Origin of the sequence: Bacillus sp. NH11B, assembly GCF_001884205.1 — a bacterium.
Taxonomy (GTDB): Bacteria; Bacillota; Bacilli; order Bacillales; family Bacillaceae_G; genus Bacillus_A; species Bacillus_A proteolyticus.
The window spans coordinates 106935-120254 of the sequence record NZ_MAOG01000012.1; the positions used below are offsets into that span (position 1 = coordinate 106935).

The following is a 13320-nucleotide window of genomic DNA, read 5'->3' on the forward strand; positions in this document are numbered from 1 at the left end:
TCCTCTCCCTATTAATCTTATATATAAATCACCCAATATAATTATACATCTATTTATTTTTATTACACTATATAAACATACTTTATGTAAAAATTATAGTGGGAGTGTTATCAAAATTGTTGTTCCTACTCTTTTTCTACTTGTAATACTAAGCGTACCACCATGAAGATCCACCATTTTTTTGACGATAGCTAATCCAATACCTGCGCCTTCAATATGGTTATTAATCTGATAAAATGACTGCTCTATAAATGGTAGATGTTCTTTAGCAATTCCAATACCTTGATCTGTCACCTTAATCACGGCTTTTCCTTCACTTTTGGCCGCTTCAATGTAAATTGTACCTTTTTCATTTGAATATTTAATAGCATTATGAATAATATTTAGAAAAACTTGTTTTAATCTATTTTGATCTCCTACTAGTTCTACTCGTTCTAAATTAGCGACTAGTTGAATCTGTTTCTCTTCTGATTTAGGAGTTAATTGCCAAATCGTCTCTTCTAGTATATCGTACAATTGCACCTTTTGTTTATATAAATTAAAATGATTTGACTGCAATCTTGAAAAATCTAGTAACTCTTCTACTAAATGTATCAATCGGTCTGTTTCACCTGAAATAATTCCCATACCTTGCTTTATTTCTTCATCTGTTAAATGATCTACTGTTTTTAACGTCTCACTCCACCCTTTAATTCCTGTTAAAGGTGTTCGTATTTCATGCGAAATAGAGGCAATAAATTCATTTTTCATTTGCTCAGCTTTTTCTATTTTATCGGCCATATAATTTAAACTATGTGCTAACTCACCTAATTCACCAGGATAATCTTCTTTAATTTGCTCCTTTAATGTACCTTCTGCAATTTGCGAAGAAGCATGAATAATAGATTCGAGAGGTTTCACAAACGAATTCGCCAATCGTCTACTTATTAAAAATACGATACCTGAGATGACAATTCCAACTGAAATAGTAAACATAATAATTTCAATAATCTTTGCATTTACATCCGTTAAAACAGTCATATATTTCAAAACACCGATAGTTTGTCCTTGATGAATAAGTGGACTAAACACTTCTAACTGTTTCACGTTATCTTTCGTAGTAGTAACTTGATGATACATTTTCCCTTCTAGTAAAGAATACGGAATAACTACTTTACCTTCTACCTTTTGTCCACTGGACGACTGTATAATCGTACCGTGACGATCAATCAATTGTAATTCCGTTCCTTCTAATTGGAAACTCTCAATTATTTCTCCGCTATATTCTTGCAATCGAATAAAATATAGTGAATTGTATTCCGAGAAAAAACGTGTACTTGTCTTTGCATGAGATTCAACATATTGCACAATACTATTATAATAATATCGATAAATTGAAACTGAAAATGCTACTTCAAATAATACAAGCATTAGTGTAATGACCGTCATAAAATATAAAGTCACTTTCCGTCTCATCTTATAGTTTCCTTCCACACATATCCTTTTCCCCACACAGTATGGATAAACTCTGGTTCTGACGGATTACATTCTATCTTTTGACGTAACCGTCTCATATTTACATCGACTACTTTCGTCTCGCCTACGTAATTAGTTCCCCAAATCATATTTAAAATTTCATCACGCGAAACCGGCTTCGAAGCCTGATTCATTAAATACTGTAGTATCATGTACTCTGTAGGGGTTAAATCAACTAATTGTCCACCTTTATATAATCTTTCTTCTATGATATTTAACGAAAACGGACCAGACGTGATTGTATTCGTTGTTTCTTCATGTACTTCTATCCTTCTTAATAAAGATTGTATACGTGCAATTAATTCTAATGGACTAAACGGCTTTGCGATATAATCATCTGCACCAATTCCTAGCCCCTGTACTTTATCTTCATCTTGTACACGCGCTGTTAACATAATAATGCCCATTTTTTTATTTTCTTCCCGGATAGCTTTACATACTTGAAAACCATCAATCCCCGGTAACATAACATCAAGTACCGCTACATCAACAGTATGTTCACTTAAAATCTGTAACGCTTCTTCTCCAGTACTAGCTTCTAATACATAAAATCCAGCACGTTTCAAATTTAAGACAATAAAGCTACGGATTGGTATTTCATCTTCTAAAACTAAAATTGCTGACATAATTCCCACCTCCCTACTCTTGTTGATAATCCGCTAGCGGTTTTATATATGCTTTTACTTTTTCAAATTTAGACTGCTTCGGTACTGCATATACGTGAGAAGCCGTTTTAACTGCTGCCTCGTATCCTTTTATTTTGAACCATTCTTTCCGCTTAAAAATATGGACTTCAAGCCATATTTTATTTGTAGTTACATCCATAAATTTTTGAACATCCGATGCTTCTTGCTGAACTGGGACAGTTATTTTTCCAATTAGCTCTTGAGGGATTTTGACAAAATAACCTTTATCTATATTGACATATCTTTCTTCTATCGGTTTAATTCCCTCTTCACTCCACTGTATATAACGTTCAAACATTGTGCTCTCTCCATACGATACCTCTTCCCAACCTTTTGGACGCACAGTACGAACAAATTCAATAATGCCGTCTTCATTAACGTCTTTACTTTCCACAACATAATCATTAAATAAATCTTCTTTCCCGTCTATAGGTAGTCCCTCATAATGATCCTTATCAAATTTCGCTACATATGTTATACCTGAATAAGCCCCCACTCCTGCATCAATTACAACTGCCTTTGACGTGTTAGAAATACGTCCCATTTGTATTCTTTGAATACTATTTATATAAGGATCAAATGTAACTTCTGACATTGTATTAAACTGCTCAATGAGCTCAACTTTCAATTGCTCATCTTTTTTATAAGTAACAAGACTTATATCATTAAGGCCATTTTTATTTAAATCCTCTATAAATAACTTCGTATATTGCCGATTATAAATCTCCTTCATATCATCATTTTCTTCCGAAAAAGCATACATTACATGTTCTAAAGATTCACGACTTACAGAGATTCCAATTAATAACTCCCGCTTCCCGTTCCCTGTAAAATCACCGACTTTAACGATATCTATATCCTCACCATCAAATGTATGAGTGGACTTTAGTTTCCAGCCCTTGCTGCTTTCCGCATAAATAGCTAAATATATACTCCAATCTTCATTTGGTAATTTATAAAAGACGATTGCTTCTTTTTTATTATCTTGTTTAAAATCCATTGACCAAATCATCTGTTTATCTTTATTAGACATTGGAGTAAGCAACCGATAATTAACAGGCAAATCTTTATCTATTTGCTCTCTTAATTCATTAATCCACTTTTCATTTGCAGGAGCTTCCATTAAACTCGTCGGAGCTTCAGATATTTTACATCCAGTCAATATAAAGACGATTCCCATAATGCTTATCCATTTCGGCATATGATATCTTTCCTTACTACAGATTTTAAGTATTTTTTTATACTTTTTGCTTCTCCAATATTCTCATACATATGAGTATAATTTTTCTAAAATAAAAAAATCGTTACAGAAAAGTTACAATTGTATTCCCATAAAAAAAGATTGGCGAAGGCCAATCTTTTTTTACTATTCATTTCGAACTGGCTTTGGTGTTACACCTAAATGCTCATTTAACTTATTCGAAATATCTTTCACATTTTTTTCGTTTGGAATGTAATAATAAATACCGCCAATACGTTTATCAGTACCTTCAATTTGCATTTTTTCCATTTGCAAGTCAGATCCAGCCATATTTTTCGTAATAGCAAGCATGTCATCAAACGTTAAGTTTGTTTTCATATTTTTATCCACTGCATCAAGTAACGAGCCCATTTTGCTAATTGATTGAACAGACATAGCTTTTTTCGCAATTGCTTCAATTACAAGTTGTTGTCTTTGACCACGCATTGCATCACTATCAATTTTACGCGTTCTTGCAAGTGCAAGTGCTTGTTCTCCATTTAAATGTTGGTAACCTTTTTCTAAATGGATCATACCAGCTTGATCTTTACTATCTTGTTCAGTGAAAGTAACTGGTACATCAATATCAATACCACCAATTGAATCGACAATTTGTACGAATGATTCAAAGTTAAACTTCACATAATAATCAACAGGGACATTTAAAAATCTTTCCACCGTATCTCGGGTACTTTCCACGCCACCAAATACGTGAGCATGAGTAATTTTATCTAGTTTTTTTCTAGTTGGAATATAAACACGTGAATCACGTGGAATACTTACTAGCTTAACAGACTTATCATCTTTATTAATTGTTGCTAATAAAAGTGCATCTGTTCGAACCGCTTCGCCATATTGGCTTTTTCTCATTTCACTTCCATCTACACCCATAATTAATATTGAAATATTATCCTTTAAAGGTTCAACTTCTTTATCACGCTTTGATGACTTATCAATTTTTGCATACGCATCACTTACAACAGCTTTTGCTTTGTTATATATAAACGAACCATATCCTACTCCTCCAAAAATAAGTAGGAAAAATGGAATTAAAATGAACCATTTTATTGACTTTCGTTTAGAACGTTTTTTATTGCTTCTCGTGTTTTGTTCTAATTCAGAGCTCATGTTCATTCTCCTCTCTTTCTCTTTTCCTAGTATAATGTATGTCTAGTAATCTTCATATTGAATTTCCTTTCAATCACCTTACATTTTTGTAAGGTTACATCATGAATCCAATATGTATTCCATTTCACATTATACTCTCGTGCTTATTTTTGGCAAGTCACTGTTTATCAACTTCAAAAATTTAACACTTCAAAGCATTCGAATTCACAGATTTACCATTCTGTTATTTAGGTAGTAAGAGCCTCGAATTTTAGTAAGAATAAAGAGTAAAATTTTTCCTGTAAAAGCTCGATTGAAGGCTAATAATCAGTGGGAGATGAACACCCCCACTGATTAAAGTTTCACCTTATTATTTCTCATTTGGTGTGTATATCATTTGCTTCCCATTATTATTAATTAAAGCTGATTTTGCTTGTATTTTCGTTTTTTCTATTTCTACATCTTTATTTGAGAAATTCACAATAATTTTAATATCCTTTCCATATGAAGCAGATTGTACTAGCTTATCTTCTGACAGATATGCAAAGTTCGTCATTTCTTCTTTTACTGCTTTTTCATGAACTTCATTCCAAACTTTCAGATGCTGTGTAATTTCTTTTTTATGCTTATTCCACTCTATTTCATCTAAATGGTACAACGGAGGAACATTATACAATAACTCATATAACATACGATTTCCAACTTCATCTTTCACCTTCAAACTTCCCCATTCCCAATGGTGCGTTGTAATAACGGAATCGTTGTATACTAATTTATATAATGGTACCGAATATACTGGATTTAAATATACTTGTTTATATTCTTCTTTCAACGGTACTTGTTTTGCATATTTTTCGGGAACATTTTGATTTGGTGACCAATATCCACCTACATAATACGGGCTTGTTTTGTTTTTTCTCATATCTTCATCGTCCCATTTAATAACTGGCGTTTCAATTCCATGAGCAAATGCAATCGTACTACTCGCAAAATCATTTCCGCCCTCAGAGCCCACTACCATACCTTTTTCTTGCGCAATATAATCCATTCGTTTTAATCTTGCTTTTAAATCTTGTTCTTGTGTCGTTATATGTTTTGCCGAATAGTCATCATAAATTTCACCTGTCGCATCACAATCGATAAACCATGAATTATATTTAGGACCATTTTGCAATATGTCGTTCATTCGCTCTTTTACACTAGGAAGTGATAGTGTCGGATTTAGTTTTCGCCCTCTACCTAAAAACCCTTGCACCTTTTCTCCATTTTTCTTCGTTACAGTAGCCTCTTCGTATAATGATGGGTCAGTAAAGGAAGCTGTGTTCCAATTTTTATCCCCTTTTTCGTGAATAGAATGATAAGAATCATACGGACCAACTAAATATCCCATTTCCTTAGCTTCTGTAACGAAATTAGGCTGCATATATCCTTGTTCCCAGTTCGGTAGACCAATCCACGCTTTGTCTATTCCTGCTTCTTTCATTTCCTTTATAATATCTGTCCCATCTGCGTTACCCCATTTACTTACTTCTTCAACCGCATCACCAAGTATCGACTTTAATAAATGCTTATTTAAGTTATATAACTCCATCTTCGATAAGTGATCTATGCCTTTCTTTAATAGTGCATTAGCTTCCTGATCGACTTTAGGAAAAATATCCTCTTTATAAAATTCCTTCATGGATAATACTTCGTTTATATAACGTAAAATAACATTTTTTTGATACTTATCAATGAAATCTTGTTTACTTACTTGATCTAATACATTCAGTTCCCCAGGCTCTGAACTATTCTTTTGAATAAGTTCTTTTATATGGCTAAACAGCGGGCTATTTATTTGCTCCCTTAGTTTTGGCCAATTTATATTACTTTCTGATAAACCATTTTGATTCCAAAAATAAAAATGCGCCGCTCCATATAACTTTTCGATTTCTTTATTTTTTCTTGCCTTTTCTTGTAATGTTTTAAATTCACCTTTTTCAACAATATTATCCTTATACAGTTTAGCAATACTGACCGCATCATTATTTGTCACGTATAATTGAAATCCATATGTTTTATTTTTATTTATGCTCGGGAATTCATGTGTAAAATCAAATCCTATTTTCGGATCCGAATGAAATTTCAATTCATTATTAAACATATTGTTTGCAATATATACAATGGAATACTTCGAACCATTTAACGCAAAAAACTTCATAGAAAATGATTCAGCAAATGAATATGCATCATCCTTTAAAAACTTCTTCCAATTCTCATCATTGCTCGGAATTTGCTTACCTTCCCATAACGGAAGTGTATAATTTTCAGCCTCTACTTTCGGCCACGTAAAGCTTTCCGCACCAGTCGATTCCACTTCAATGTTTAAGTGGTCTTTTTTCTTTTCTAAGTTTACTTTTACTTTTTCATCTGGATATTCCCACGATGTACGATCCTTTTCTTTTTTTACATTCGATACCTTCATTTTCGGTAGGGGTTGTGATGCCTGTTCCTTTACACCCTCATGTTCTACAGTTATTGTGAATGTTTCTGGATTTACATCGTAAGTAAAATCTTTATACGTCGCTTTCTTTATTTTAGACTCTTGTACCGCATTATTACCTTTTACATCACAACCGACTAAAGTCGAAAATGACATAGTTGTAAGAAGACATATCGCTATCATTTTTTTCATCCTCTGCACCTCCACCACTGAATATACAGGTGCTTTGTTACAGGAATGTGGCAAAAAATAATAGAGCTAGCATATTGCTAGCTCTATTTGGAGTATTAAAAAAGGTGATATGAACAACTTTAACTCGCTTAGAAGATATGTAATACGATAACTGCTTTTTTCTTTTTCACTAATTATGAAACTAAACAAATCAAAATTTTAACAAACATTCTTTAACTGAAAAAGTAAGTGTATACAAAGTATCCTAAAAGCAGTACTAAGATGATTATCCCTGTACCTTTCCAATTCATCCCCCCTGTCATATCAACAGGACTACCTGATTCCACTCTATTGAGTCCGTCATTTAAAGAACCAGTCGGATTACTTTTTAATTCACTTTGTCTCATACGTTCTCTTTTTTCTTCTGGTGACTCTTTATCCATATAAGCACCTCCAAAATTAATACACTCTTTACTAAATTATACATTATTATCTTTCTTTTATATGCCAATTTAACAGATATTTACAACATAAAGAAAGCTAGCGATGCTAGCTTTCTTTATAATCCAATATGTTCTTCCTTATTTACAGTAATCCCTTTATGGTCGATTTCAAGCTCACATACTTTCATAGCTGTAAATACTCTCGCTAATTGCGCCGCAATTTCTTGTCGCTTCTCATATGGAGTTAATATAAAAATGGACGGTCCCGCACCGCTAAGCGCTGTGCCATATGCTCCGAATTCTTTTGCACATTTACGAATTGACGGTAATAACGGTACAAGTTCTAAACGATACGGCTCGTGAAAATGATCTCTCTCCATCATTTCACCTACAACTTCCCACTTCTTTTGACAAAACGCAGCTACTAATACGTTACTTATCGCACTAGCCTTAACGGCTTCATGAAATGGAAACATCTCTGGTAATACAGATCGACTCTCGTCCGTATTTAGCTCTTCATTCGGAATAAGAGAAATTACGCCTAATTCCTTACTTTCGATCCTTACAACGGAAACATTCTTTCCATCCAGTGCTCCGATTACAGTTCCACCTAATATAGAAGCAGCAACATTATCTGGATGTCCTTCAAAATTTGTTGCAATTTGAACTTTCTGATCACTTGTTAAGTTCAAATTTCCAAGCTGATTCGCAAGCTCTATTCCTGCTACAATTGCTGATGCACTACTTCCTAAACCTCTTGTCAGCGGAATATTACTAGTAACTTCTATTATATAGGGCGATAAAGAAGGACACACTTTACATGCCGTGCTAACAATTAAATTTTTATCATCCGTTGGAATTGAATCTTCAAAGGAATGGATTACTTGCCATTTATCTGCTTCCGCCTTTACCACCACATCTAAATATAATGACAACGCTATTCCTACTGAATCAAATCCAGGTCCGACATTCGCTGTACTAGCAGGGACACGTACTCTCAATGGTATCACGACATAATCACCCCTTTAATATGATCTTTAATTTGCTCTATATCATTTGACACACTTGCAATATCTAATTTATTAGAAGAAATTGCGATATCAGGATCTTTCAAACCATTTCCAGTTAATACCGCAACAACTGTTTCTCCCTTTTTAATTTTTCCAGATTGAACATGTTTGATTACGCCTGCTAATGAAGCATTTGATCCTGGCTCAGCGAAAACCCCTTCAGTTTTTGCTAATAATCTATACGCGTTTAAAATTTCTTCATCTGATACCATATCTATTTCACCATGAGACTGCTCAGCAGCCTCTACTGCATACGACCAACTCGCTGGGTTACCGATACGTATCGCTGTTGCAATCGTTTCAGGTTCTTCAATTACATGTCCTTTTACAATGGCAGCTGCTCCTTCGGCTTCAAAGCCGTGAATTCTTGGTTTTTTATAACCCTTTTCTTTTTCATATTCACAGAATCCTTTCCAGTATGCTGTTATGTTCCCTGCGTTCCCAACAGGAATAGCTAGAACATCTGGTGCATTTTCCAACTGGTCACAAATTTCAAATGCTGCTGTTTTTTGCCCTTCAATTCGGTAAGGATTTACTGAGTTTACTAATGTAATCGGCTCTTCTGCAGCAATATTTCTTACAGCCTTAAGTGCATCATCGAAATTCCCTTCTATTGAAATGATCTCCGCTCCATAAGCAACTGCTTGCGCTAATTTCCCATGCGCAATCTTTCCTTCTGGTATTACGATAATACATTTCATTCCGAGGCGTGCCGCATATGCGGCAGCTGATGCCGATGTATTACCTGTAGATGCACAAATGATGGCCTCTGAACCTTCTTCTTTCGCCTTTGCAACTGCCATTACCATGCCACGGTCTTTAAAAGAACCTGTTGGGTTCGCTCCTTCATATTTTCCGTATAACTGAATCCCTAATTGTTTTGATATATTTAATAATGGAATCAGGGGTGTATTCCCTTCCATTAAGCTGACATCAGGTGTGTTTTCATTCACTGGTAAATAAGAAGCGTACTGTTTTAATAGTCCTTTATACATATTGTTTTTCCTCCTCAATAATGTAGTAACTGTTTATTTCACTTGCGACATCTTCTATCGCTCCTAAAACTTGTTCGAATTGATATTTTGAAGTTTGATGCGTCACAACAACGACTTCTGCATGCTCATGATTTAATGGTAATTGGATTACCTCTTTTAAACTCACAGAATAATTAACGAAACATTCCGTTATTTTACGCAACATTCCAGGTTCATCTCGTAATGAAATACGTAAGAAATATTTCGAAACTACTTCTTCATCTCCTTGTAGTTCATACGGTTCTGGTTCTTTTAACGCACTTTTATTTTTCGGAACTTGATTCATATTTTTAACGATTGAAATGATGTCACTTACTACAGCAGAACCAGTTGGTAACTTCCCAGCTCCCGGTCCGTAAAACATCACTTCTCCTACTGCTTGACCGTGAACATATACCGCATTGAATTCATTATTCACATTCGATAGCGGATGATGCCTTGGTAATAAAGTCGGTTCTACACTTAAGTGAATGGATGATCCTTGTTTTTCGGCTTTACCAATTAGTTTCATAGTAAATCCTAATTTTTCGGCCATCTCTAAATCTTCTTTTTCAACCTTTCGAATACCTCTAACTTGCACATCATCTAAAGAAACATTCATCGAAAAACCTAAGTTTGCAAGAATTGCTACCTTTCTTGCAGCATCTAGTCCATCTACATCCGCTGTCGGATCTGATTCTGCAAACCCTAATTTTTGCGCTTCATGTAAAGCCTCTTCGTAAGACCATCCATTTTGACTCATCTTTGTTAACATGTAATTTGTTGTTCCATTTACAATTCCCATTATTTTTTCAATTTGATCTGAAGCTAGCCCGTCTGATAATCCTCTTAATATCGGAATCCCACCCGCTACACTCGCTTCGTAACATAAGTCACATTCATTTTTATTCGCTAATTGCAAAAGCTCCGCACCGTATACGGCCATTAAATCTTTATTTGCTGTTACGACATGTTTCTTACTTTGCAATGCCTTCACAATATGCTCTCTCGCTTCTTCAATTCCGCCCATTACCTCTACTACAATATCAATATTTGAATCATTTAGAACTTCATCGACATTACTTGTTACTACGATTCCATCGATACAAACATCACGTTCTTTTTCCAAATCACGTACAACGACTGTCTTTACCTTTACTTCATATCCTGTATCAAGAGTAATTTTTTTATAATGTTCTTTCAAAATATGGACAACACCACTTCCGACAGTACCTAATCCTAATACCCCAACATTAATAACGTTATTCATCTTCTAATCTCCCCCTAAATAGTTTAATTGTTACACCTATGAATCACCTTACTCTGCTTTTTAATCATGCAGGTGGTGGTTATTTCCGTACGTACTAAACGCTTCATGTTACCGCACCTCCTTTCAAAGTGATAAAAAAAACACACTCATCCCTAGGAAAGGGACGAATGTGTTTTCGTGGTTCCACCCTTGTTCCAACCTAGACTTACTTACTTTCTTCTAGATTGCTCAAGTTCAGATAACGGCTGATACCGTCAATAATTACTAGATTGCTCGTTCACTATTGAAGTTCAAAGGCGGTAAGATCATTTCTCGTGTTAGGAAGCTCGCAGCCTTTGGCCTCCCTCTCTGTAAACCGTAAAAATGTTCTCATGTCCTTATCGTTACTTTTTCGCTCATGTTTATTTGTTAACTCATTATACTCGCATAAAAAACAAAATCAATACCATTTTTTAATTATTTTAAATTTTCAATCTTAAAAACTATAAAAAAACACACTCATCCCTAGGAAAGGGACGAATGTGTTTTCGTGGTTCCACCCTTGTTCCAACCCAGGCTTATTTCTTTCCAGGTTGCTCAAGTTCAGATAACGGCTGATACCGTCAATAATTACTAGATTACTCTTTCACTATTGAAGTTCAAAGGTGGTAAGATCATTTTTCGTGTTAGGAAGCTCACAGCCTTGTCTTCCCTCTCTGTAAACCGTAAAAATCATCTCGTGTCCTTATCGTTACTTTTTCGTTCATGTCTATTTGTTAACTTATTATAGTTATGAAAATTTTAAAAAGCAAGCCTATTTTTACTCACTATTTTAAAGATAATTTTTCATTATATTTCACAATAACATTTCATAAAGACTCCTCTTATTACGTATCTTACAACTTAACAACTTACAAGCCAGCAGTTCACATATGAAAAGCTCATTCTAAAACGAGAAGATCCCGTTCTCATTGAAACTATATTAATAAAATAATTCAATACAATCTTTTTGTATAACTTTCTTCTAAAGAACGTGCAACGTCCTCTTCTGAAGCATTCACTTTCGCATGCTCCAGTAACATCTTCGCTGCTGAAGGTAACTCTTTTTTATTTAACCACGATTCTGGATCCCACATTTTTGAACGTATAAAAGCTTTTGCACAATGGATATAGCACTCCTCTATCTCAACAACAATTCCAAGTAACGGATTACGTCCATTCGCCTGCATTTCTTTCAAAATTTCTTCATCGTTTGTAATGTATGCTCGGCCGTTTATTCGGAGTGACTCACCGAGACCAGGAATGAAAAAGATTAATCCTACGTGCGGATTCGAAATAATATTTAAAATAGAGTCTATACGACGATTACCCGGCCTTTCTGGGATGATAATTTTATTTTCATTTAATACATATACAAATCCAGGTGCATCTCCTCTCGGCGAAGCATCACACTCTCCTAATTTATTTGCAGTAGATAATACTAGAAAAGGAGATTTAGACAGAAAATCTACACAATGATGATCAAGTGATGAAATAACTTTTTTCAAAGCCCGCTCACTTGGTTGCCCCAATATTTGTCTTAATTCTTCCTCAGTTGAAATTATTGATTTTATTTCCTTATTCTCTATCTCCACTTATAGCCACTCCTTTTTCTTTATTTTCCCAAAATTCAATACAAATATTGTATAATAAAATTTGCAGAAAGGGGAATTAAAATGACAGAGTGGTTAACGATATTTGATTCTGAAAAAAATACACTTGGAAAGAAATTACGTGATGAAGTGCATCGTGACGGTGATTGGCACGAAACATTCCATTGCTGGTTTGTAGAAAAAGATGATGAAGATATGTTTTTATATTTCCAATTACGCTCTAAAAATAAAAAAGAAGCTCCAGGTATATGGGATATTACATCCGCCGGACATATTATGCATGATGAAGATGTGCAAATTGGCGGTCTACGTGAAATTGAGGAAGAATTGGGTCTTTCCTTCCAAACGACTGATTTAACATACAAAGGAATCTATAAAATAGATTATGAAATTTCAAACCTTACTGATCGTGAGTTTTGTCATATGTATTTCCACAATGTAATAAAACCACTTCCATTTGCACCAGGTGAAGAAGTAGACGATGTGATGAAAGTACATGCAACTTCTTTTCTACAACTATTAAAAAGAGATATTTCATCTTTAACGACTAATTCTGTTTTAAACAGTAATCCGATAACAATAACATTTGAAGATATTTATCCTTATAATCTTGAATACTATGAATTTGTTGTAGAACAAGGAAAAGAATTGCTGAAAAATAATAGTTTATAAATAAAATAGGACCCCTGCTT

General features: G+C 34.3%; 11 protein-coding genes and 2 other annotated features. Of the genes, 1 reads left to right on the forward strand and 10 read right to left on the reverse strand.

Features of this window, described 5'->3' with window-relative positions; translation table 11 throughout:
- Positions 1-93: 93 nt before the first annotated feature.
- The 10 genes from BAU27_RS01735 to BAU27_RS01780 form a co-directional block, all read right to left on the reverse strand.
- Positions 94-1455 carry a sensor histidine kinase gene (locus BAU27_RS01735; RefSeq protein WP_071769963.1) on the reverse strand — a complete coding sequence of 454 codons (1362 nt, stop codon included), beginning with the start codon at positions 1453-1455 and terminating at the stop codon, positions 94-96.
- A complete protein-coding gene (locus BAU27_RS01740) occupies positions 1452-2141 on the reverse strand; it encodes a response regulator transcription factor (RefSeq protein ID WP_071745656.1) in 690 nt (229 codons plus the stop codon). The genes BAU27_RS01735 and BAU27_RS01740 overlap by 4 nt, the downstream gene beginning before the upstream one ends.
- A 13-nt stretch (positions 2142-2154) precedes the next feature.
- The gene (locus BAU27_RS01745; RefSeq protein WP_071769964.1) at positions 2155-3402 is read right to left on the reverse strand and encodes a hypothetical protein; all 1248 of its coding nucleotides are present in this window, start codon (positions 3400-3402) and stop codon (positions 2155-2157) included.
- A gap of 165 nt (positions 3403-3567) precedes the next feature.
- Positions 3568-4569 (reverse strand): LCP family protein, encoded by a 1002-nt coding sequence (locus tag BAU27_RS01750; RefSeq protein ID WP_071769965.1) that lies wholly within the window; start codon positions 4567-4569, stop codon positions 3568-3570.
- A gap of 349 nt (positions 4570-4918) precedes the next feature.
- Positions 4919-7222: a glycoside hydrolase gene (locus tag BAU27_RS01755; protein ID WP_071769966.1), complete on the reverse strand. Its 2304-nt coding sequence runs from the start codon at positions 7220-7222 to the stop codon at positions 4919-4921.
- 212 nt (positions 7223-7434) lie between these two features.
- Positions 7435-7644 (reverse strand): DUF6366 family protein, encoded by a 210-nt coding sequence (locus BAU27_RS01760; protein ID WP_071745659.1) that lies wholly within the window; start codon positions 7642-7644, stop codon positions 7435-7437.
- A gap of 116 nt (positions 7645-7760) precedes the next feature.
- Positions 7761-8654: a homoserine kinase gene (gene thrB, locus BAU27_RS01765; RefSeq protein WP_071745660.1), complete on the reverse strand. Its 894-nt coding sequence runs from the start codon at positions 8652-8654 to the stop codon at positions 7761-7763.
- A complete protein-coding gene (thrC, locus tag BAU27_RS01770) occupies positions 8651-9709 on the reverse strand; it encodes a threonine synthase (RefSeq protein ID WP_071745661.1) in 1059 nt (352 codons plus the stop codon). The genes thrB and thrC overlap by 4 nt, the downstream gene beginning before the upstream one ends.
- Positions 9702-10997: a homoserine dehydrogenase gene (locus BAU27_RS01775; protein WP_071769967.1), complete on the reverse strand. Its 1296-nt coding sequence runs from the start codon at positions 10995-10997 to the stop codon at positions 9702-9704. Before BAU27_RS01775 ends, thrC begins: the two co-directional genes overlap by 8 nt.
- A 156-nt stretch (positions 10998-11153) precedes the next feature.
- Positions 11154-11390 (reverse strand) — a binding site (T-box leader).
- A gap of 115 nt (positions 11391-11505) precedes the next feature.
- Positions 11506-11737, reverse strand: a binding site (T-box leader).
- Positions 11738-11971: 234 nt separating this feature from the next.
- Positions 11972-12610 carry a pyridoxamine 5'-phosphate oxidase family protein gene (locus tag BAU27_RS01780; protein ID WP_071745663.1) on the reverse strand — a complete coding sequence of 213 codons (639 nt, stop codon included), beginning with the start codon at positions 12608-12610 and terminating at the stop codon, positions 11972-11974.
- Between the two features lie 81 nt (positions 12611-12691).
- Between BAU27_RS01780 and BAU27_RS01785 the strand changes: the two genes are divergently transcribed.
- Positions 12692-13300: an NUDIX hydrolase gene (locus BAU27_RS01785; protein WP_071745664.1), complete on the forward strand. Its 609-nt coding sequence runs from the start codon at positions 12692-12694 to the stop codon at positions 13298-13300.
- Positions 13301-13320 lie beyond the last annotated feature (20 nt).

Coding starts and splice junctions, on each gene's coding strand:
- BAU27_RS01735 (WP_071769963.1), bottom strand. CDS start 1,455: ATGAGACGGAAAGTGACTTTATATTTTATGACGGTCATTACACTAATG.
- BAU27_RS01740 (WP_071745656.1), bottom strand. CDS start 2,141: ATGTCAGCAATTTTAGTTTTAGAAGATGAAATACCAATCCGTAGCTTT.
- BAU27_RS01745 (WP_071769964.1), bottom strand. CDS start 3,402: ATGCCGAAATGGATAAGCATTATGGGAATCGTCTTTATATTGACTGGA.
- BAU27_RS01750 (WP_071769965.1), bottom strand. CDS start 4,569: ATGAGCTCTGAATTAGAACAAAACACGAGAAGCAATAAAAAACGTTCT.
- BAU27_RS01755 (WP_071769966.1), bottom strand. CDS start 7,222: ATGAAAAAAATGATAGCGATATGTCTTCTTACAACTATGTCATTTTCG.
- BAU27_RS01760 (WP_071745659.1), bottom strand. CDS start 7,644: ATGGATAAAGAGTCACCAGAAGAAAAAAGAGAACGTATGAGACAAAGT.
- thrC (WP_071745661.1), bottom strand. CDS start 9,709: ATGTATAAAGGACTATTAAAACAGTACGCTTCTTATTTACCAGTGAAT.
- BAU27_RS01775 (WP_071769967.1), bottom strand. CDS start 10,997: ATGAATAACGTTATTAATGTTGGGGTATTAGGATTAGGTACTGTCGGA.
- BAU27_RS01785 (WP_071745664.1), top strand. CDS start 12,692: ATGACAGAGTGGTTAACGATATTTGATTCTGAAAAAAATACACTTGGA.